The organism is Serratia sp. S4, from assembly GCF_000347995.1.
GTDB classification, from domain to species: domain Bacteria; phylum Pseudomonadota; class Gammaproteobacteria; order Enterobacterales; family Enterobacteriaceae; genus Serratia; species Serratia quinivorans.
The window spans coordinates 4,845,193-4,862,169 of the sequence record NZ_KB661120.1; the positions used below are offsets into that span (position 1 = coordinate 4,845,193).

24 protein-coding genes and 1 other annotated feature are annotated in these 16,977 nt (G+C 51.5%); of the genes, 6 read left to right on the forward strand and 18 right to left on the reverse strand.

Annotated elements, in window-relative coordinates; translation table 11 throughout:
• Positions 1-16: 16 nt before the first annotated feature.
• Positions 17-331 (reverse strand) — a sequence feature (16S ribosomal RNA rRNA prediction is too short).
• A 582-nt stretch (positions 332-913) separates the two neighbouring features.
• Positions 914-1,456: a gamma carbonic anhydrase family protein gene (locus SERS4_RS0123290; protein WP_012147199.1), complete on the forward strand. Its 543-nt coding sequence runs from the start codon at positions 914-916 to the stop codon at positions 1,454-1,456.
• Between the two features lie 36 nt (positions 1,457-1,492).
• Here SERS4_RS0123290 and aroE read toward each other — a convergent pair whose 3' ends face one another.
• The 5 genes from aroE to dprA are packed head-to-tail and all read right to left on the reverse strand — an operon-like array spanning position 1,493 to position 5,037.
• Positions 1,493-2,311 (reverse strand): shikimate dehydrogenase, encoded by an 819-nt coding sequence (gene aroE, locus SERS4_RS0123295; RefSeq protein WP_012147200.1) that lies wholly within the window; start codon positions 2,309-2,311, stop codon positions 1,493-1,495.
• 11 nt (positions 2,312-2,322) lie between these two features.
• Positions 2,323-2,892, reverse strand: coding sequence for an L-threonylcarbamoyladenylate synthase type 1 TsaC (gene tsaC / locus SERS4_RS0123300; RefSeq protein ID WP_017894244.1), 570 nt, complete (start codon positions 2,890-2,892; stop codon positions 2,323-2,325).
• 7 nt (positions 2,893-2,899) lie between these two features.
• Complete coding sequence (locus SERS4_RS0123305) at positions 2,900-3,445, reverse strand: type I DNA topoisomerase (RefSeq protein ID WP_012147202.1); 546 nt, start codon at positions 3,443-3,445, stop codon at positions 2,900-2,902.
• Between the two features lie 25 nt (positions 3,446-3,470).
• Complete coding sequence (gene smg, locus SERS4_RS0123310; protein WP_012147203.1) at positions 3,471-3,944, reverse strand: DUF494 family protein Smg; 474 nt, start codon at positions 3,942-3,944, stop codon at positions 3,471-3,473.
• Positions 3,916-5,037, reverse strand: a complete 1,122-nt coding sequence (dprA, locus tag SERS4_RS0123315) for a DNA-protecting protein DprA (protein ID WP_017894245.1) — start codon at positions 5,035-5,037, stop codon at positions 3,916-3,918. Before dprA ends, smg begins: the two co-directional genes overlap by 29 nt.
• Positions 5,038-5,170: 133 nt before the next feature.
• Here dprA and def point away from each other — a divergent pair, with 133 nt between their 5' ends.
• The 5 genes from def to mscL all read left to right on the forward strand — a co-directional run bounded on the left by def (position 5,171) and on the right by mscL (position 10,016).
• Positions 5,171-5,680 carry a peptide deformylase gene (def, locus tag SERS4_RS0123320; protein WP_012147205.1) on the forward strand — a complete coding sequence of 170 codons (510 nt, stop codon included), beginning with the start codon at positions 5,171-5,173 and terminating at the stop codon, positions 5,678-5,680.
• Positions 5,681-5,697: 17 nt separating this feature from the next.
• Positions 5,698-6,642 carry a methionyl-tRNA formyltransferase gene (fmt, locus tag SERS4_RS0123325; RefSeq protein WP_017894246.1) on the forward strand — a complete coding sequence of 315 codons (945 nt, stop codon included), beginning with the start codon at positions 5,698-5,700 and terminating at the stop codon, positions 6,640-6,642.
• A gap of 73 nt (positions 6,643-6,715) precedes the next feature.
• Positions 6,716-8,005, forward strand: coding sequence for a 16S rRNA (cytosine(967)-C(5))-methyltransferase RsmB (gene rsmB, locus SERS4_RS0123330; RefSeq protein WP_017894247.1), 1,290 nt, complete (start codon positions 6,716-6,718; stop codon positions 8,003-8,005).
• A gap of 77 nt (positions 8,006-8,082) precedes the next feature.
• Positions 8,083-9,459, forward strand: a complete 1,377-nt coding sequence (gene trkA / locus SERS4_RS0123335; RefSeq protein ID WP_012147208.1) for a Trk system potassium transporter TrkA — start codon at positions 8,083-8,085, stop codon at positions 9,457-9,459.
• Between the two features lie 140 nt (positions 9,460-9,599).
• Positions 9,600-10,016 (forward strand): large-conductance mechanosensitive channel protein MscL, encoded by a 417-nt coding sequence (gene mscL, locus SERS4_RS0123340; protein ID WP_012147209.1) that lies wholly within the window; start codon positions 9,600-9,602, stop codon positions 10,014-10,016.
• A 57-nt stretch (positions 10,017-10,073) separates the two neighbouring features.
• Here mscL and SERS4_RS0123345 read toward each other — a convergent pair whose 3' ends face one another.
• From SERS4_RS0123345 to rplR, 13 genes are all read right to left on the reverse strand, one after another.
• Positions 10,074-10,280: an alternative ribosome-rescue factor A gene (locus tag SERS4_RS0123345; protein ID WP_012147210.1), complete on the reverse strand. Its 207-nt coding sequence runs from the start codon at positions 10,278-10,280 to the stop codon at positions 10,074-10,076.
• Between the two features lie 84 nt (positions 10,281-10,364).
• Positions 10,365-10,796, reverse strand: coding sequence for a Zn(2+)-responsive transcriptional regulator (gene zntR, locus SERS4_RS0123350; protein WP_017894248.1), 432 nt, complete (start codon positions 10,794-10,796; stop codon positions 10,365-10,367).
• A gap of 195 nt (positions 10,797-10,991) precedes the next feature.
• Complete coding sequence (gene rplQ, locus SERS4_RS0123355; RefSeq protein ID WP_004929726.1) at positions 10,992-11,381, reverse strand: 50S ribosomal protein L17; 390 nt, start codon at positions 11,379-11,381, stop codon at positions 10,992-10,994.
• A 40-nt stretch (positions 11,382-11,421) separates the two neighbouring features.
• The gene (gene rpoA / locus SERS4_RS0123360) at positions 11,422-12,411 is read right to left on the reverse strand and encodes a DNA-directed RNA polymerase subunit alpha (RefSeq protein ID WP_002919219.1); all 990 of its coding nucleotides are present in this window, start codon (positions 12,409-12,411) and stop codon (positions 11,422-11,424) included.
• Between the two features lie 25 nt (positions 12,412-12,436).
• Positions 12,437-13,057 (reverse strand): 30S ribosomal protein S4, encoded by a 621-nt coding sequence (rpsD, locus tag SERS4_RS0123365; protein ID WP_012147212.1) that lies wholly within the window; start codon positions 13,055-13,057, stop codon positions 12,437-12,439.
• A 31-nt stretch (positions 13,058-13,088) separates the two neighbouring features.
• Entirely contained in the window at positions 13,089-13,478 is a 390-nt protein-coding gene (gene rpsK / locus SERS4_RS0123370) for a 30S ribosomal protein S11 (RefSeq protein ID WP_004951128.1), read from the reverse strand.
• A 16-nt stretch (positions 13,479-13,494) separates the two neighbouring features.
• Entirely contained in the window at positions 13,495-13,851 is a 357-nt protein-coding gene (rpsM, locus tag SERS4_RS0123375; RefSeq protein ID WP_012147213.1) for a 30S ribosomal protein S13, read from the reverse strand.
• Between the two features lie 146 nt (positions 13,852-13,997).
• Positions 13,998-14,114 (reverse strand): 50S ribosomal protein L36, encoded by a 117-nt coding sequence (rpmJ, locus tag SERS4_RS26625; RefSeq protein WP_002227352.1) that lies wholly within the window; start codon positions 14,112-14,114, stop codon positions 13,998-14,000.
• A gap of 32 nt (positions 14,115-14,146) precedes the next feature.
• Positions 14,147-15,478, reverse strand: coding sequence for a preprotein translocase subunit SecY (gene secY / locus SERS4_RS0123380; RefSeq protein ID WP_004929740.1), 1,332 nt, complete (start codon positions 15,476-15,478; stop codon positions 14,147-14,149).
• A 7-nt stretch (positions 15,479-15,485) separates the two neighbouring features.
• Positions 15,486-15,920 (reverse strand): 50S ribosomal protein L15, encoded by a 435-nt coding sequence (gene rplO / locus SERS4_RS0123385; protein WP_012147214.1) that lies wholly within the window; start codon positions 15,918-15,920, stop codon positions 15,486-15,488.
• A gap of 3 nt (positions 15,921-15,923) precedes the next feature.
• A complete protein-coding gene (rpmD, locus tag SERS4_RS0123390; RefSeq protein ID WP_012147215.1) occupies positions 15,924-16,103 on the reverse strand; it encodes a 50S ribosomal protein L30 in 180 nt (59 codons plus the stop codon).
• 2 nt (positions 16,104-16,105) lie between these two features.
• Positions 16,106-16,609 carry a 30S ribosomal protein S5 gene (rpsE, locus tag SERS4_RS0123395; RefSeq protein WP_004951140.1) on the reverse strand — a complete coding sequence of 168 codons (504 nt, stop codon included), beginning with the start codon at positions 16,607-16,609 and terminating at the stop codon, positions 16,106-16,108.
• A gap of 14 nt (positions 16,610-16,623) precedes the next feature.
• The gene (gene rplR, locus SERS4_RS26780; RefSeq protein ID WP_012147216.1) at positions 16,624-16,977 is read right to left on the reverse strand and encodes a 50S ribosomal protein L18; all 354 of its coding nucleotides are present in this window, start codon (positions 16,975-16,977) and stop codon (positions 16,624-16,626) included.

The window sequence follows — 16,977 nt, forward strand, 5'->3', positions numbered from 1 at the left end:
CCATTGTGCAATATTCCCCACTGCTGCCTCCCGTAGGAGTCTGGACCGTGTCTCAGTTCCAGTGTGGCTGGTCATCCTCTCAGACCAGCTAGGGATCGTCGCCTAGGTGAGCCATTACCCCACCTACTAGCTAATCCCATCTGGGCACATCTGATGGCGTGAGGCCCGAAGGTCCCCCACTTTGGTCCGAAGACGTTATGCGGTATTAGCTACCGTTTCCAGTAGTTATCCCCCTCCATCAGGCAGTTTCCCAGACATTACTCACCCGTCCGCCGCTCGTCACCCAGAGAGCAAGCTCTCTTGTGCTACCGCTCGACTTGCATGTGTTAGGCCTGCCGCCAGCGTTCAATCTGAGCCATGATCAAACTCTTCAATTAAAAGCTTGATTTGCTTCAACTCGTGAAGCGATGCTCGAAAATAACTTTCGTAATAGTCATTCAGTTGGACAAGCCAACAAAACAACTTATTGCTTGGTCACTCTTCAAGACTTGATATTTTTTCGAACCCGAAGGTTCTGGATATCGTCTTGTGGAGTGCCCACACAGATTGTCTGATAAATTGTTAAAGAGCAGTGAGTTAGCCGCCGTAGCTTGCTATCTCGAGGTGGCGTATATTACGCTTTCCTCTTTCAGAGTCAACCCCTAATTTTCAGGATTTTTTCTCTTTCTTCCCGGCCGCTATGTGAAGTGAATCACTTGCGCCGTGTCGATGGAGGCGCATTATAGGGAACCGAGTTTTTTGCACAACCCCTTTTTTGATCTTTTCTTACTGTTTGCACACTTTTCGGCCCTTTCGGGTGGATCTTGCGCGATCAGGGCCGTTTTCCGCAGGATCCATCACTTCAGTTGGTTGTAATTCCACCGCCAACGTCTAGTATTGCCGGTAAATATGATCCCGATGCGAGGCTATTACCATGTCTGATGCAGTACGTTCTTACCTTCATTACTCTCCCAAACTGGGCCTGCGCGTCATGATCGACCCTTCCAGTGTGGTGATCGGTAACGTTGAGCTGGCCGATGACGTCAGTATCTGGCCGTTGGTTGCTATCCGCGGAGATGTGAACGCAGTAAAAATAGGTGCACGCAGCAATATTCAGGATGGCAGCGTGTTGCACGTAACCCATAAGTCTGAATATAACCCTGAGGGTTACCCATTATTGATCGGTGAAGACGTTACTGTTGGGCACAAGGCCATGTTGCATGGCTGCGCCATAGGCAATCGGGTGCTGGTAGGTATGGGCTCGATCCTGTTGGATGGTGCAGTAATAGAAGATGATGTGATGATTGGTGCCGGCAGCCTGGTCGCACCAGGTAAACGCCTGGAGAGCGGCTATCTCTATATGGGCAGCCCGGCACGCCAGGTTCGCCCATTGACCGCTGCGGAACGGGAAGGGTTGCTTTACTCTTCTACTAACTATGTACGTTGGAAAGACGAATATTTGTCAGAGGATATCTGACTGGCGCCCGTTACCGCTCAGGGAACGGGCTCAGAGTTACACTGCCAGTTCGTGACGCAGCTGGCGTAATACCGGTTCAATCTCCGGCATCACACCATGCCACAGCAGGAACGCATGCGCGGCCTGCCCCACCAGCATCCCTAAACCGTCGGCATATTCTGTGGCACCCTGTTGCTGCGCCCAAGCCAGAAACGGAGTTAATCCCTGCTGATAAAACATGTCATAACAACGCGTATGGCCATTGACCGTACCAACCGGTAGCGCCGGGATGTCACCGCTGATACCGGATGCCGTAGCGTTAATCACTAAATCAAACCGCTGTTGATCAAGTTGATCCAGGGGTAACGCGGATATTTCACCCAGATGCTGGAATACCTGTGCCAATGTCTGCGCACGGCTAAAAGTACGGTTGGTGATCACCACTTCACAACCAAAAGACAGTAGCGGTAAGATCGCGCCACGTGCCGCGCCACCAGCACCCACCAACAGGATACGATCCTTGGGTTGGATCAACCCCTGACGTTCAAGATCGGTCAGCAGGCCGATCCCGTCAGTGTTGTCACCCAGTAACCCACCGTCTGGCAGTATCTTCAAGGTATTTACCGCACCGGCCAGCGAGGCTCGTTGACTCAGTTCGGTCGCCGCTTCATAAGCATTTTCTTTAAAAGGAACCGTGACGTTCGCTCCCTTGCCACCCGCCTGAATAAACGTCTGCAAAGTGGTTTCGAAACCATCCAGTGGCGCCAGCACAGTGCCATAGGGATGTTCTATCCCTGTTTGCGCGGCAAATAGCGCATGAATACGCGGTGACTTGCTGTGACCGATAGGGTTACCGAATACTGCAAACTTCTCCATGCACGTTGCCTCTAGCCTTGACGGATCTGCTCACCGGTCAGGACATCTCTGATTTCGGAAGGATTAAGACGGCCACCGACGCTGCCGGCCAGCACCGGGAAAGCGGCACCAAACTGCTGCTGCACTTCATCGACACTACGGCAAGGCTCCTGCCCGCTGAGGTTGGCGCTGGTCGATACCAGCGGTTTGCCAAACTGCCGACAAAGTTGCTGTACCAACGGATGATCGCTAACACGTACCGCCAACGAATTGAAACGGCCGGTCAGCAAACGCGAGGTTTCCGACCGGGCAGGGATCACCCAGGTGACCGGCCCCGGCCAACTGGCAAACATCGTAGCGCGTTGCTGTTCGTTCAACGCAGTGTCATCTATATAAGGTGTTAGCTGTGCGTAATCCGCTGCAATCAGGATCAATCCTTTTTCCCATGGGCGCTGTTTCAGTGCCAGTAAGGCATTAACCGCATGCTCACTGTCGGGATCGCAACCCAGGCCAAACACCGCCTCGGTCGGATAGGCAATGACCTGTTGATTATGCAGTGCGTCAATAATTGGCGTGAAGATGGCTGTGGATTCTGAGCTCATGATGTCATTATTCTGTGGTTACTACGGGTTTCCCGCAAAGTTTACTCGCACAGCAAAGGGTTGGACCTTTCGCCGTGCGCTTTTCCATCAGTAACGGATAGTGGCAGTACTCACACTCACCGGCAACGGGTTTGAAATTGAGAACAAACTGGCATTCAGGGTAGCGATCGCATGAGTGGAACACTTTGCCATAGCGCGATTTCCGCTGCAGCAATTTGCCCTGTTCGCACTGCGGACAGCTGATACTGGTTTCGTCAGGCTTATCGATGACCTCGGTGTGGTCGCACTCCGGGTAGTTACTGCAAGCGATAAACATGCCGTAACGTCCCTGGCGCAAGGCCAGCGTCGCCTGGCATTTTGGACATTCCTGTCCATCCAGCATTTTGACGATATGGCCATCGGCCTGCGCTTTCAGCGGCCGGATATGTTGGCATTCAGGGTAACGGGTACAGCCGAGGAAGGGGCCGTGGCGACCACTGCGGATCACCAGCTCGGCCCCGCATTCCGGACAGGGTTCATTTTGCCTGGCGGCAAAAATCGCGGCTTTTGTCATAACTTCTTCTATGCATGTTATCGGCTCAGTGCAGATAACCTTCGTTTACTTCAAACAACAGTTCTTCCATTTGCTGATAGGCACTTTCATATCCGGGGATATTAAACAGCACCATCAGCACCACCCATTTCAGATCTTCGAGATCGAATTCCGTGTTATCCAAAGCCATAACACGATCGATAACCATTTCACGGGTTTCGAGGTTCAATACCTGAATCTGCTCCAGGAACAGGAGGAAACCACGGCAACTGGCATCCAAACGCACGCCTTCTTCTTCGGTGTAAATCCGCATTGCCAGCGGATCGGCATCCATAAAATAAGGCGCATTTTCGCCTTCCTGCAGGTCGGCGAGTTTTTCAAGCCAATTCAACGCGTTGTAGATATCATCCCGATGAAACCCCGCCTGAGCGAGATCATCAGTCAGTTGATCCTGATCGACGCGCATCTCTGGTTCATTGTGGATATAAGTTTCAAACAAGTACATCAGTACGTCGAACATGGCCTGCCCTCCTTATTCGGACATAGCCGCCGGGTACAGCTGCGATCCACCCTGCTAACTCCAGATCGAGTAATTTGATTACCACCTCTGGCACAGGTTGGCCGGCACGTTCAGCGACGACGTCAACAGGTGTCACCTCATCTCCTACGTTAGCCAACACATCGGCAAATGGCAATTCAACTTCGGCCTCTGACGCACAAATAGTTGTATTTTCGTTCAGTGACAGCCAATGCAGCCCACTTCCCAGTTGTTCAGCGATCTCTTTCGGGCCGGTAACCAGATAGGCTCCCTGTTGGATCAACCAATGCATGCCTTCGCTCATCGGATTACCCAGCGCCCCAGGTAAAGCGAACACTTCACGCCCCTGCTCCAGCGCATAACGTGCGGTAATCAGCGTTCCACTGCGCAAAGAGGCTTCAATCACCACCACACCCAGACTCAATCCACTAATGATACGGTTACGACGAGGAAAATGGTCGGGCATCGGCAGATCCGTGACCAGATATTCAGAGATCAACGCCCCACCGTTCTCAACAATTCGTTCTGCCAGGCGGCGATGTCGGCGCGGATAGATGTTGTCCAGGCCGCTGCCTAATACCGCTACCGTTCCTCCTTCCGCCGCCAGCGCCGCGCGGTGGCAAATACTGTCAATGCCAAGCGCCAGACCACTGGTGATGGTAAACCCGCAGTGCACTAATCCGGTGGCAAAGTAATTGGCCCAGTGTTCACCGTAATGACTAAACTGACGGCTACCTACCATGGCGATTTGCGGCTGCTGCGCAGCATCCGGATTCCCCTTTACCAGCAGCAACAGCGGAGCATCATCGATAGGGAGCAAGAGTTCTGGGTAACCAACCTCACCGTAGACCCACATCAAGTTGCCGGGCTGTTCCAACCAGGCAAGCGTAGCCGCCAGATAGCGCGGATCTACCTGACGAAACTGGGCCTGCTGTCGGTCATTCAACCCCAACTCTCGTAACAGGAGATAAGGCTCTCCTCCAGTCGCCACCATCTGCCGTATAATCTGGCTGGCCTGCGCCGCCCCCAGCCCGGTGACCCCACGCATCCGTAAGCCGATTTCCTGTGCCTGCATCGCCTGTTCCCTCGCAGAAAATGGTGGTATTACCAATTCGAGCAATTGGTGCGCAATGCTGTCAATCAGGCTGGGAAATGTCTAGAATAGAAGCTAAACCTCGTTTATCACTCGGATACAGATCTCAAGATATATGTCAGTATTGCAGGTATTACATTACCCAGATGACCGGCTGCGCAAAGTCGCGGCCCCGGTAAAAGAAGTCAATGCGAATATCCAGCGCATCGTGGATGATATGTTTGAAACCATGTACGCAGAGGAAGGCATTGGCCTGGCTGCGACACAGGTGGATATCCATCAGCGCATTATCGTCATTGATGTTTCTGAGAACCGCGATCAGCGCCTGGTGCTGATCAACCCGGAACTGCTGGAAAAAAGCGGTGAAACCGGGATTGAGGAAGGCTGCCTTTCCATTCCTGAACAACGTGCTTTAGTCCCGCGCGCCGCTGCTGTGAAAATCAGAGCGCTGGACCGTGACGGCAAACCTTTTGAGCTGGAAGCCGACGACCTGTTGGCCATTTGTATCCAGCATGAGATGGACCACCTGGTAGGCAAGCTGTTCGTCGATTACCTGTCGCCACTCAAGCGCCAGCGAATCCGTCAGAAACTGGAAAAAATGGCCAAGCTTAACGCCCGCGCCTAACCGATCAGGAAATCAACGTGTCTGACTCTTTACGGATTATTTTCGCCGGAACTCCAGACTTCGCAGCGCGTCATCTTGACGCGCTGTTGTCATCTGGGCACCAGATTGTCGGGGTTTTCACTCAACCCGACCGCCCTGCGGGTCGCGGCAATAAGCTGACGCCCAGCCCAGTCAAGGTTCTGGCCGAGCAGCACCATTTACCGGTGTTTCAGCCCAAATCACTGCGCCCGGAAGAGAACCAGCACCTGGTTGCCGATCTCAACGCCGATGTCATGGTGGTCGTGGCTTATGGTCTGATTCTACCCAAAGCGGTGTTGGATATGCCGCGACTCGGTTGCATCAACGTCCATGGTTCACTGCTGCCTCGCTGGCGTGGAGCCGCACCGATCCAACGTTCACTGTGGGCCGGCGATTATGAAACCGGCGTTACCATCATGCAGATGGACGTGGGTTTGGACACCGGCGATATGATGCACAAGATTGCCTGCCCGATCGAAGCCGATGACACCAGCGCCAGCCTGTACGATAAACTGGCGCAGCTCGGCCCGCAGGGCATGCTGACCACGTTGCAGCAGATGGCTGCAGGTACGGCGAAACGTGAAGTGCAGGATGAATCGCTGGTCACCTATGCCGAAAAGTTGAGCAAAGAAGAAGCCCGCCTGGACTGGAACCTGCCCGCCGTGCAGCTTGAACGCTGCGTTCGTGCCTTCAACCCGTGGCCAGTCAGTTACTTCACCATTGACGATCAACCGGTGAAAGTGTGGCAGGCAACGGTGCTGGCACAAAACGCGGATGCAGAACCTGGCACCATCATCCATGCCGACAAGCACGGTATTCAGGTGGCGACCGCCGAGGGCATTCTTAACCTGACTCAACTGCAGCCGGCAGGCAAAAAACCCATGTCTGCTCAGGATTTGCTGAACTCACGTCGTGAATGGTTTACACCGGGCAACCGGTTATAAACCGCCCCCACTGCCCGGCCAATAATCGCCGGGCTGTTTCTTTCTTAATGCCGATCGTTATCAGCTTTAGCCTATGAAAAACAATTACAATCTCCGCAGCATCGCAGCCATTGCCATCGGTCAGGTGTTGGATCAGGGCCAGTCACTCAGTACTGTCCTGCCGTCACTGCAAAAAACCATTTCTGACAAGGATCGTGCTCTGTTGCAGGAACTGTGCTTTGGCACCCTGCGCGTCCTGCCACAGTTGGAATGGTGTATTCAACAATTAATGGCCAAGCCAATGACCGGCAAGCAGCGCACGCTGCACTATTTGTTGATGGTCGGCTTATACCAACTGCTGTATACCCGTATCCCCGCTCATGCGGTGCTGGCGGAAACCGTAGAAGGCGCAGTAGCGCTGAAACGCCCGCAGCTTAAGGGCCTGATCAACGGCGTATTGCGCCAGTTCCAACGCCAGCAGGAAGAATTACTGCAACGCGCTGCCAATAATGACAGCCGCTATCTGCACCCGAGCTGGCTGTTGAAACGTATCCAGCAGGCCTATCCCGCACAGTGGGAGCAGATCGTCGATGCCAATAATCAGAAACCGCCAATGTGGCTGCGCGTCAACCGTTTGCATCATACTCGCGAAGACTACTTGCAGTTGATGGAACAGGCCGGTATTGCCGCGGAACCTCATGCCGAATATCGCGATGCGGTGCGCCTGCTGGCGCCCTGCGCCGTTACCGACCTGCCAGGCTTTGCCGACGGCTGGGTCACCGTGCAGGATGCCTCAGCGCAAGGCTGTGTCGATCTGCTGGATCCGCAAGACGGGGAACAGATCCTCGATTTGTGTGCGGCTCCCGGTGGAAAAACTACCCATATTTTAGAGGCGGCTCCCAAAGCCCATGTGATGGCCGTCGATATCGATGAACAACGCCTGAAGCGGGTCAAAGAAAACCTGCAACGTCTGCGTTTACACGCCGAAGTAAAGCAAGGCGATGGCCGCACTCCGCAACAATGGTGCGGCGACAAGCAATTCGATCGCATTTTGCTGGATGCTCCTTGCTCTGCCACCGGTGTGATCCGCCGTCACCCAGATATTAAATGGTTACGACGCGACAGTGATATCGCTGAACTGGCCGCGCTGCAGGCCGAGATTATTGAGGCCATCTGGCCGCATCTCAAAAGCGGAGGAGTGATGGTATATGCCACCTGCTCGATCTTGCCGGCAGAAAATGCTGAGCAGGTTAGCGCCTTCCTCCAGCGTCATGCCGATGCCCGTCTGGTTGAGACCGGCAACCAGCAGCAGCCTGGCCGACAGAATCTTCCGCATCCAGAGGATGGGGATGGCTTCTTTTACGCTAAGCTGATTAAAATGTAGCTGTTCAGTACTCTGGGCGCGGCTGTTGCGCCCTTTCAGATAATCTTCAGCGGTTTCAGTGTGAAGCAGAGAAGCGAATGAAAATAATTATTCTTGGCGCGGGTCAGGTTGGCGGGACACTGGCAGAAAACCTGGTGGGTGAAAATAACGATATTACCGTCGTGGATACCGATTCCGGCCGCCTGCGTCAGTTACAGGATAAGTTCGACCTGCGGGTCGTTCAGGGCTACGGCTCTCATCCACGTGTACTCCGGGAAGCGGGGGCGGAAGATGCCGATATGCTGGTTGCCGTCACTAATTCGGACGAAACCAACATGATTGCCTGTCAGATTGCCTACTCGCTGTTTAATACACCTAACCGAATCGCCCGTATCCGTGCGCCAGAATATATCCGCGAGTCAGAGAAGCTGTTTCACCCTGAAGCGGTACCCATCGACCACCTGATCTCACCAGAACAGCTGGTTATCGACTACATCTATAAATTGATTGAGTATCCAGGTGCGCTGCAGGTGGTCAACTTTGCAGAGGGCAAAGTCAGCATTGCCGCGGTAAAAGCCTACTACGGTGGGCCATTGGTGGGTAATGCCTTGTCTTCAATGCGCGAGCATATGCCGCATATTGATACTCGCGTCGCCGCTATCTTCCGTCAGGATCGACCGATTCGACCGCAGGGCTCCACCATTATTGAGGCTGGCGATGAAGTGTTCTTTGTAGCTGCATCACAGCATATCCGTGCGGTAATGAGTGAGTTGCAACGACTGGAAAAGCCCTATAAACGCATCATGATTGTTGGCGGTGGCAACGTCGGCGCAGGCCTGGCGCAAAGGTTGGAGAAATCTTACAACGTGAAGCTGATTGAACGTAATCAGCAACGTGCCGCAGAGCTGGCCGAACAACTGCATGACACCATCGTATTTTATGGCGATGCTTCTGACCAGGAGCTGCTGGCAGAAGAACATGTTGATCAGGTGGATGTTTTTATCGCCATCACCAACGATGACGAAGCAAATATCATGTCCGCCATGCTCGCCAAACGTATGGGGGCCAAAAAGGTAATGGTGCTGATTCAGCGTCGTGCCTATGTTGACCTGGTACAAGGCAGCGTCATCGACATTGCAATTTCTCCACAACAAGCCACCATTTCAGCGCTGTTGGGCCATGTGCGGAAAGCGGATATCGTCAGCGTTTCCTCACTCCGTCGCGGCGTCGCGGAAGCCATCGAAGCCATTGCACACGGTGACGAAAGCACCTCAAAAGTGGTTGGCCGCACCGTTGAAAATATTAAATTGCCGCCAGGTACTACTATTGGCGCCATTGTGCGCGGTGATGACGTTATTATTGCCAACGGCAACAGCAAAATCGAACAGGGCGATCACGTCATTATGTTTATAACCGATAAAAAGTTCGTTCCTGACGTTGAGCGGCTGTTCCAGCCAAGTCCTTTCTTCCTGTAGAACAAATGTAGTAATGAATGGTCTATAATTGCGAGGTTGTTCTCTGCCATAGAAAGAGATAAAACTTTTCGCTCCTTTTGTGGCAAAGGGAAATTGCTTTGTTAAACTTGAGTTATTAAATTCTGCAAGGGGTGCGTTCTATGAGTATGATGAAAGAGTTCCGCGAATTTGCCATGCGTGGCAACGTGGTTGACTTGGCAGTGGGTGTAATTATTGGTGCGGCGTTTGGTAAGATCGTATCGTCTTTCGTTGCAGATATCATCATGCCACCGCTAGGCTTGCTGATCGGTGGGGTTGATTTCAAACAATTCCACCTGGTATTACGCGAAGCTCAAGGCGCGGTTCCTGCAGTAGTGATGAACTACGGTTCATTCATCCAAACCATTTTCGATTTCGTGATTGTTGCCTTCGCTATTTTCCTGGCAATTAAATTAATGAATAAAGTACGCCGTAAACAGGAAGAAGCGCCGGCAGCGCCGCCTGCGCCAACTGCAGAAGAAAAACTGCTGACTGAAATTCGCGATTTACTGAGCCAACAGCAACAGCCAAAACTATAAAATAGTTTATCTGGAATTACTAAAAAGCCATCTTACTCAGATGGCTTTTTTAATGCCTTAAAACCAGAAGGCCAGTGGTAAATTATCCTTTGATAGTTTACCACTGGCCTCCCAGTTACCGCCTTTTGCGTGTTTGTCTTTACGCCGGTAGCTGCCTTTCCCTTTGGTATTTTTCTCAATCCTTTGGCGGAATAACGGATCGTGCAACAGTGCCTCAATGGCATTGTCCTGTATCTGGCCTTTGGTATGACGGTATTTAGTCATGGTAATTCTCCTTGTTTATGTATGGATATAAATCTCGGCGATAATACTGCTGCCCGTGTAAAAATTAAAGAGCCGCCAGCCCTTTCAGGCGTCTTTTCTTGCCTTTTCATCACTGGCACCCTGTTCTAGCGCTTCCAAAATCGAGCAATAATTGCTGGTATGCGCGCTACCGCAGCAAGCATCGCTGAGGCGCTTTAGCGACTCACGCATCCGAGTCAGCTCTTTAAGCTTATTCTCTACTTCACTGAGCCGTGCATCGACGATCGACTTCGACTCCCGACAGGTATGATGTACAGGGTCAACCCGGATAGATAATAGTTCAGCAATGGTTTCCAATGTAAAACCGAGTTGTTTGGCATAACGGATAAAACGTAACCGCTGCAAGTCTTGCTGGCTATACAACCGATAACCGCCCTCGGTACGGATGTTATGATCCATCATTCCCTGCTTCTCGTAGTAACGCACGGTGTCAGGGGTCACGTCAGCAAGCTTTGCCAGTTGGCCAATTTTAAGCATCACTCTTTCTCCGGTGAAAATTTTCCACTCAGTGCACGTTGATATTCACCATGCAAGAAATCGGTACTCATGTTAATAGCGTTAGCATAGCGGATAGGGACGGGGATCTTAAGTCTAGCGGGGAAAGAACGCACGTTTGGCTGACGATAGACGTAAAAAAACCGGGCAAGCCCGGTTTTTTCACGCGTCCACAGATTACTCTGCAGTTGCTACTTCTGCTTGAGACTCAGCACGATCAACCAGCTCGATGTATGCCATCGGCGCGTTGTCGCCTGCGCGGAAGCCACACTTCAGAATGCGAGTGTAACCACCGGCACGGCTCGCGAAACGCGGGCCCAGCTCGTTAAACAGTTTTGCCACGATCTCGTTATCACGAGTACGGGCGAATGCCAGACGACGATTAGCTACGCTGTCGGTCTTGGCAAGAGTAATCAGCGGCTCAACAACGCGACGCAGCTCTTTTGCTTTTGGCAAGGTCGTCTTGATGATCTCATGACGAACCAAAGAGCCGGCCATGTTACGGAACATAGCCTGGCGATGGCTGCTGTTACGGTTCAGTTGACGACCACTCTTACGATGGCGCATGACCTTATCCTTCTCAGTAAAACCTTAACCTGTGATCCGGTTACTCGTCAGCAATGCTTGCCGGTGGCCAGTTTTCCAGGCGCATGCCCAGTGACAGTCCACGGGAGGCCAGCACGTCTTTAATCTCAGTAAGAGATTTTTTACCCAGGTTCGGCGTTTTCAGCAACTCAACCTCGGTACGCTGTACCAGATCACCGATGTAGTGGATAGCTTCTGCCTTAAGGCAGTTAGCAGAGCGGACAGTCAATTCCAGATCGTCAACAGGGCGCAGCAGAATCGGATCGAATTCTGGTTTCTCTTCTTTAACTTCTGGTTGACGAACATCACGTAAGTCAACAAAAGCTTCAAGTTGTTCAGCCAGGATGGTAGCCGCACGGCGGATCGCCTCTTCAGGATCGATCGTGCCATTGGTTTCCATTTCGATGACCAGCTTGTCCAGGTCAGTACGCTGTTCTACACGCGCTGCTTCAACATTGTAGGCAATACGCTCTACAGGGCTATAGCAGGCGTCAACCAACAGACGACCGATCGGGCGCTCATCTTCTTCCGAATGAATTCGGGCAGAAGCCGGCACATAACCACGACCACGTTGAACTTTGATACGCATGCTGATAGCAGCGTTTTCATCGGTCAGGTGGCAGATCACGTGCTGAGGCTTGACGATTTCGACATCACCATCATGGGTAATGTCGGCAGCGGTCACAGGGCCAATGCCAGATTTATTCAGGGTAAGGATAACTTCATCTTTCCCTTGAACTCTCACCGCCAGCCCTTTCAGGTTGAGCAGGATCTCCAGGATATCTTCCTGTACGCCTTCTTTGGTGCTGTACTCATGCAGTACACCATCAATCTCAACCTCGGTCACCGCGCAACCCGGCATAGACGAAAGCAGAATACGGCGCAGTGCATTGCCGAGAGTATGGCCAAAGCCACGCTCTAACGGCTCAAGGGTCACCTTGGCGTGCGTCGAACTGACTTGCTCGATATCTACCAGGCGCGGTTTTAGAAACTCTGTCACAGAACCCTGCATTGTGTCCTCTCTTTGGTACTAAGCCTTACTTGGAGTAAAGCTCGACGATCAGGTGTTCGTTAATGTCCGCAGACAGATCGGTACGTTCAGGCATACGCTTGAACACGCCTTCCATCTTAGCAGCATCAACTTCAAGCCAGGTCGGCTTTTCACGCTGCTCAGCCAGCTCCAGAGAAGCTTTAACACGAGATTGCTTTTTAGCCTTCTCGCGGATGCTGACTACGTCATTCGGAGATACCTGATAAGAAGCGATGTTAACAACGCGACCATTTACCATAATTGCTTTGTGGCTAACCAACTGACGTGACTCTGAACGAGTAGCGCCGAAGCCCATACGGTAAACAACGTTGTCCAAACGACCTTCCAGCAGTTGCAACAGGTTTGCACCGGTGTTGCCCTTCAGGCGTGCTGCTTCTTTGTAATAGTTACGGAATTGACGCTCCAGAACACCGTACATACGGCGAACTTTTTGCTTCTCACGTAACTGTACACCATAGTCAGACAGACGCGGTTTACGCGCACCGTGTTGACCAGGCGGTTGCTCAATTTTACACTTGGTATCGATCGCGCGAACGCCAGACTTCAGGAACAAGTCTGTGCCCTCACGGCGGCTAAGCTTGAGCTTAGGACCCAAATATCTTGCCATTTTCTTTCTCCAACAAACCTAAAAGCTTACGTTATACGCGGCGCTTTTTCGGCGGACGACAACCGTTGTGAGGGATAGGAGTCACATCAGTAATATTAGTGATGCGGAAACCAGCGGCGTTCAGAGCACGAATAGTTGATTCGCGGCCTGGACCCGGTCCCTTAACCATAACTTCCAGATTCTTGATACCGTATTCTTTTACTGCGTCAGCACAACGTTCGGCTGCAACCTGAGCTGCAAACGGAGTTGACTTACGAGAACCACGGAAACCAGAACCACCGGCAGTTGCCCAACCCAATGCATTACCCTGACGATCGGTAATAGTCACAATGGTGTTGTTGAAAGACGCATGGACATGAGCCACGCCGTCAGAGACTTGTTTTCTTACACGCTTACGTGTACGAACAGGTGCCTTTGCCATTATTCAATCACCCTGATTATTTCTTGATTGGTTTACGCGGACCCTTACGGGTACGTGCGTTGGTCTTAGTACGCTGACCGCGAACTGGCAGACCACGACGATGACGCAAACCACGGTAAGTACCAAGATCCATCAGACGCTTGATGCTCAGGGTAACTTCACGACGCAAATCACCTTCTACAGTGAATTTGGCGACTGCTTCACGCAGCTGTTCAATTTGCTCTTCAGACAGCTCACTGATCTTAACATGTTCAGCAATACCCGTAGACGCACAGATAGACTGTGAGCGGGTTTTACCGATTCCGAAGATCGACGTTAAGGCGATTACGGTATGTTTATGATCAGGAATGTTAATGCCTGCTATACGGGCCACTATGCACTCCTACTATTTTATACGGCAACACCATTCTGAAAAGCCCGTTTTCAGGATACTCAAATAATGTTGCAGCTACATACAAAAGATTGGCTGGCTAATCTAGCCAGCTCAACCCAACTTTGCAAGAAAAATATGCGAGATAATCAGCCTTGACGCTGTTTATGCTTCGGCTCGGCGCTGCAAATCACACGAACGACACCGTTACGCTTAACGATTTTGCAGTTACGACATAATTTCTTGACGGAAGCACGAACTTTCATTTTTACTCTCCGTAACTTCTCAAACGAACCTGTTAGCGGTTATAGCCTTTCAGGTTTGCTTTCTTCAATGCAGACTCGTACTGACTTGACATCATCAGAGTTTGCACTTGAGCCATAAAGTCCATGATGACGACAACCACGATCAGTAGCGAGGTACCACCAAAGTAGAATGGTACTTTCATTGCATCACGCATGAACTCCGGGATCAGGCAGATGAAAGTAATGTACATCGCGCCCACCAGGGTTAAACGCGTCATTACTTTATCGATATACTTCGCCGTTTGCTCTCCCGGACGAATTCCTGGTACGAAGGCACCGGACTTCTTCAGGTTATCTGCTGTCTCACGCGGGTTGAAAACCAACGCCGTGTAAAAGAAACAGAAGAAGATGATTGCAGACGCATAGAGTAACACATAAAGCGGTTGCCCTGGCTGCAAATACAGCGAAATCGTTGTCAGCCAGTTCCAACCGGTACCGCCCCCAAACCATGATGCAATCGTGGCCGGGAACAGAATAATGCTGGAAGCGAAGATTGCCGGGATAACCCCTGCCATGTTCACTTTCAACGGTAAGTGTGTGCTCTGTGCTGCATAAACACGACGACCTTGTTGACGTTTCGCATAGTTAACGACGATACGACGTTGACCACGTTCGATGAAAACAACGAAGAAGGTTACTGCAAACACCAATACTGCAACCAACAGCAACAGGAGGAAGTGCAGGTCGCCTTGCCGGGCTTGTTCGATAGTATGGGCCACAGCCGGCGGGAGTCCCGCTACAATGCCTGCAAAGATAATGATCGAGATACCGTTACCGATACCACGTTCAGTAATCTGTTCACCCAGCCACATCAGGAACATTGTCCCGGTAACCAAGCTCACTACTGCAGTAAAGTAGAACGCAAAGCCTGGGTTTAATACCAGACCTTGCATACCAGGCATATTCGGCAAACCGGTAGCAATACCGATCGACTGGAATATAGCCAACACCAGCGTACCGTAACGGGTGTACTGACTAATCTTGCGACGGCCAGCCTCCCCTTCTTTCTTGATTTCTGCTAACGCTGGATGAACCACCGTTAACAGCTGGATAATGATCGACGCCGAAATATACGGCATGATCCCCAGGGCAAAGATAGAAGCACGGCTGAGGGCACCACCAGAGAACATGTTAAACATTTCAATGATAGTGCCTCTCTGCTGCTCGAGCAATTTGGCAAGCACAGTGGCATCGATACCAGGAATCGGAATAAAAGAGCCGATACGGAAGACAATCAGCGCGCCGATTACAAACAAAAGTCTGCGCTTCAGCTCGCCGAGTCCGCCTTTAGCACTTTGAAAATCTAATCCTGGTTGCTTAGCCATCTGCTACTTATTCCTCAATTTTACCGCCAGCAGCTTCGATAGCAGCACGAGCGCCTTTGGTGACACGCAGACCACGCAGGGTAACCGGACGAGCGATTTCGCCAGAAAGCATAACTTTCGCGAATTCGATCTGGACACCAACAACGTTAGCGGCTTTCAGCGTGTTCAGGTCGATTACGTCGCCTTCAACAAGAGCCAGTTCAGACAGACGAACTTCTGCCGTGATCATAGCTTTGCGAGAGGTGAAGCCGAATTTCGGCAAACGACGATATAAAGGCATCTGACCACCTTCAAAACCACGACGTACGCCACCGCCAGAACGTGAGTTCTGACCTTTGTGACCACGACCAGCGGTTTTACCCAGGCCAGAACCAATACCACGACCTACACGCTTAGGCGCATGCTTGGCACCTTCAGCCGGAGACAGAGTATTTAAACGCATCTGTTACTCCTCAACCTTAACCATGTAGGAAACCAAGTTGACCATACCACGTACAGCAGGAGTATCCTCACGCTCTACAGTATGACCAATACGACGCAGACCTAAACCGAGCAAGGTTGCCTTGTGCTTTGGCAAACGGCCGATGCTGCTTTTTGTTTGAGTTACTTTAATAGTCTTTGCCATGGTTATTTCCCTAGAATTTCTTCGACGGACTTACCACGCTTGGCAGCGACCATTTCTGGGGATTTCATATCTTCCAAAGCAGCAATAGTTGCACGAACCACGTTGATCGGGTTAGTAGAACCATATGCTTTAGCTAATACGTTATGAACCCCTGCAACTTCCAGGACGGCGCGCATTGCACCACCGGCGATGATACCGGTACCTTCGGAAGCTGGTTGCATGAACACGCGAGAACCCGTGTGAGCACCTTTAACAGGGTGCTGCAGAGTACCGCTATTCAAAGCAACATTAATCATAGCGCGACGGGCTTTTTCCATCGCTTTCTGGATCGCTGCCGGAACTTCGCGTGCTTTGCCGTAGCCAAAACCAACGCGACCGTTACCATCACCAACTACTGTCAGTGCGGTAAAGCTGAAAATACGGCCACCTTTTACGGTTTTAGATACGCGGTTTACCGCGATCAGCTTTTCCTGCAGTTCGCCAGCTTGTTTTTCGATGTGAGCCATCTTAAACCTCTTCCTTAGAACTGAAGGCCAGCTTCACGGGCAGCATCTGCCAGTGCCTGGACTCGACCATGATATTGGAAACCGGAACGGTCAAAGGATACTTTAGAGATCCCTTTTTCCAACGCGCGCTCAGCCAGAGCTTTACCTACGGCTGCTGCTGCGTCTTTGTTACCGGAATACTTCAATTGCTCTGTGACAGCTTTTTCTAAAGTAGAAGCAGCTACCAGTACTTCAGAACCATTTGGAGCAATTACCTGTGCGTAAATGTGACGCGGGGTACGATGTACCACCAGGCGGGTTGCACCCAGTTCTTTGATCTTACGGCGTGCGCGGGTCGCACGACGGATACGAGCAGATTTCTTATCCAT

What these genes read in the sequence shown, in the direction of transcription:
- rplO (WP_012147214.1), bottom strand. Translation starts at nt 15,920, where the DNA reads ATGCGTTTAAATACTCTGTCTCCGGCTGAAGGTGCCAAGCATGCGCCT.
- rpsK (WP_004951128.1), bottom strand. Translation starts at nt 13,478, where the DNA reads ATGGCAAAGGCACCTGTTCGTACACGTAAGCGTGTAAGAAAACAAGTC.
- rpmJ (WP_002227352.1), bottom strand. Translation starts at nt 14,114, where the DNA reads ATGAAAGTTCGTGCTTCCGTCAAGAAATTATGTCGTAACTGCAAAATC.
- rsmB (WP_017894247.1), top strand. Translation starts at nt 6,716, where the DNA reads ATGAAAAACAATTACAATCTCCGCAGCATCGCAGCCATTGCCATCGGT.
- rpoA (WP_002919219.1), bottom strand. Translation starts at nt 12,411, where the DNA reads ATGCAGGGTTCTGTGACAGAGTTTCTAAAACCGCGCCTGGTAGATATC.
- aroE (WP_012147200.1), bottom strand. Translation starts at nt 2,311, where the DNA reads ATGGAGAAGTTTGCAGTATTCGGTAACCCTATCGGTCACAGCAAGTCA.
- zntR (WP_017894248.1), bottom strand. Translation starts at nt 10,796, where the DNA reads ATGCTTAAAATTGGCCAACTGGCAAAGCTTGCTGACGTGACCCCTGAC.
- rplQ (WP_004929726.1), bottom strand. Translation starts at nt 11,381, where the DNA reads ATGCGCCATCGTAAGAGTGGTCGTCAACTGAACCGTAACAGCAGCCAT.
- rpmD (WP_012147215.1), bottom strand. Translation starts at nt 16,103, where the DNA reads ATGGCAAAGACTATTAAAGTAACTCAAACAAAAAGCAGCATCGGCCGT.
- SERS4_RS0123290 (WP_012147199.1), top strand. Translation starts at nt 914, where the DNA reads ATGTCTGATGCAGTACGTTCTTACCTTCATTACTCTCCCAAACTGGGC.
- SERS4_RS0123345 (WP_012147210.1), bottom strand. Translation starts at nt 10,280, where the DNA reads ATGACTAAATACCGTCATACCAAAGGCCAGATACAGGACAATGCCATT.
- SERS4_RS0123305 (WP_012147202.1), bottom strand. Translation starts at nt 3,445, where the DNA reads ATGACAAAAGCCGCGATTTTTGCCGCCAGGCAAAATGAACCCTGTCCG.
- rpsE (WP_004951140.1), bottom strand. Translation starts at nt 16,609, where the DNA reads ATGGCTCACATCGAAAAACAAGCTGGCGAACTGCAGGAAAAGCTGATC.
- tsaC (WP_017894244.1), bottom strand. Translation starts at nt 2,892, where the DNA reads ATGAGCTCAGAATCCACAGCCATCTTCACGCCAATTATTGACGCACTG.
- trkA (WP_012147208.1), top strand. Translation starts at nt 8,083, where the DNA reads ATGAAAATAATTATTCTTGGCGCGGGTCAGGTTGGCGGGACACTGGCA.
- rpsD (WP_012147212.1), bottom strand. Translation starts at nt 13,057, where the DNA reads ATGGCAAGATATTTGGGTCCTAAGCTCAAGCTTAGCCGCCGTGAGGGC.
- secY (WP_004929740.1), bottom strand. Translation starts at nt 15,478, where the DNA reads ATGGCTAAGCAACCAGGATTAGATTTTCAAAGTGCTAAAGGCGGACTC.
- mscL (WP_012147209.1), top strand. Translation starts at nt 9,600, where the DNA reads ATGAGTATGATGAAAGAGTTCCGCGAATTTGCCATGCGTGGCAACGTG.
- dprA (WP_017894245.1), bottom strand. Translation starts at nt 5,037, where the DNA reads ATGCAGGCACAGGAAATCGGCTTACGGATGCGTGGGGTCACCGGGCTG.
- smg (WP_012147203.1), bottom strand. Translation starts at nt 3,944, where the DNA reads ATGTTCGACGTACTGATGTACTTGTTTGAAACTTATATCCACAATGAA.
- rplR (WP_012147216.1), bottom strand. Translation starts at nt 16,977, where the DNA reads ATGGATAAGAAATCTGCTCGTATCCGTCGTGCGACCCGCGCACGCCGT.
- def (WP_012147205.1), top strand. Translation starts at nt 5,171, where the DNA reads ATGTCAGTATTGCAGGTATTACATTACCCAGATGACCGGCTGCGCAAA.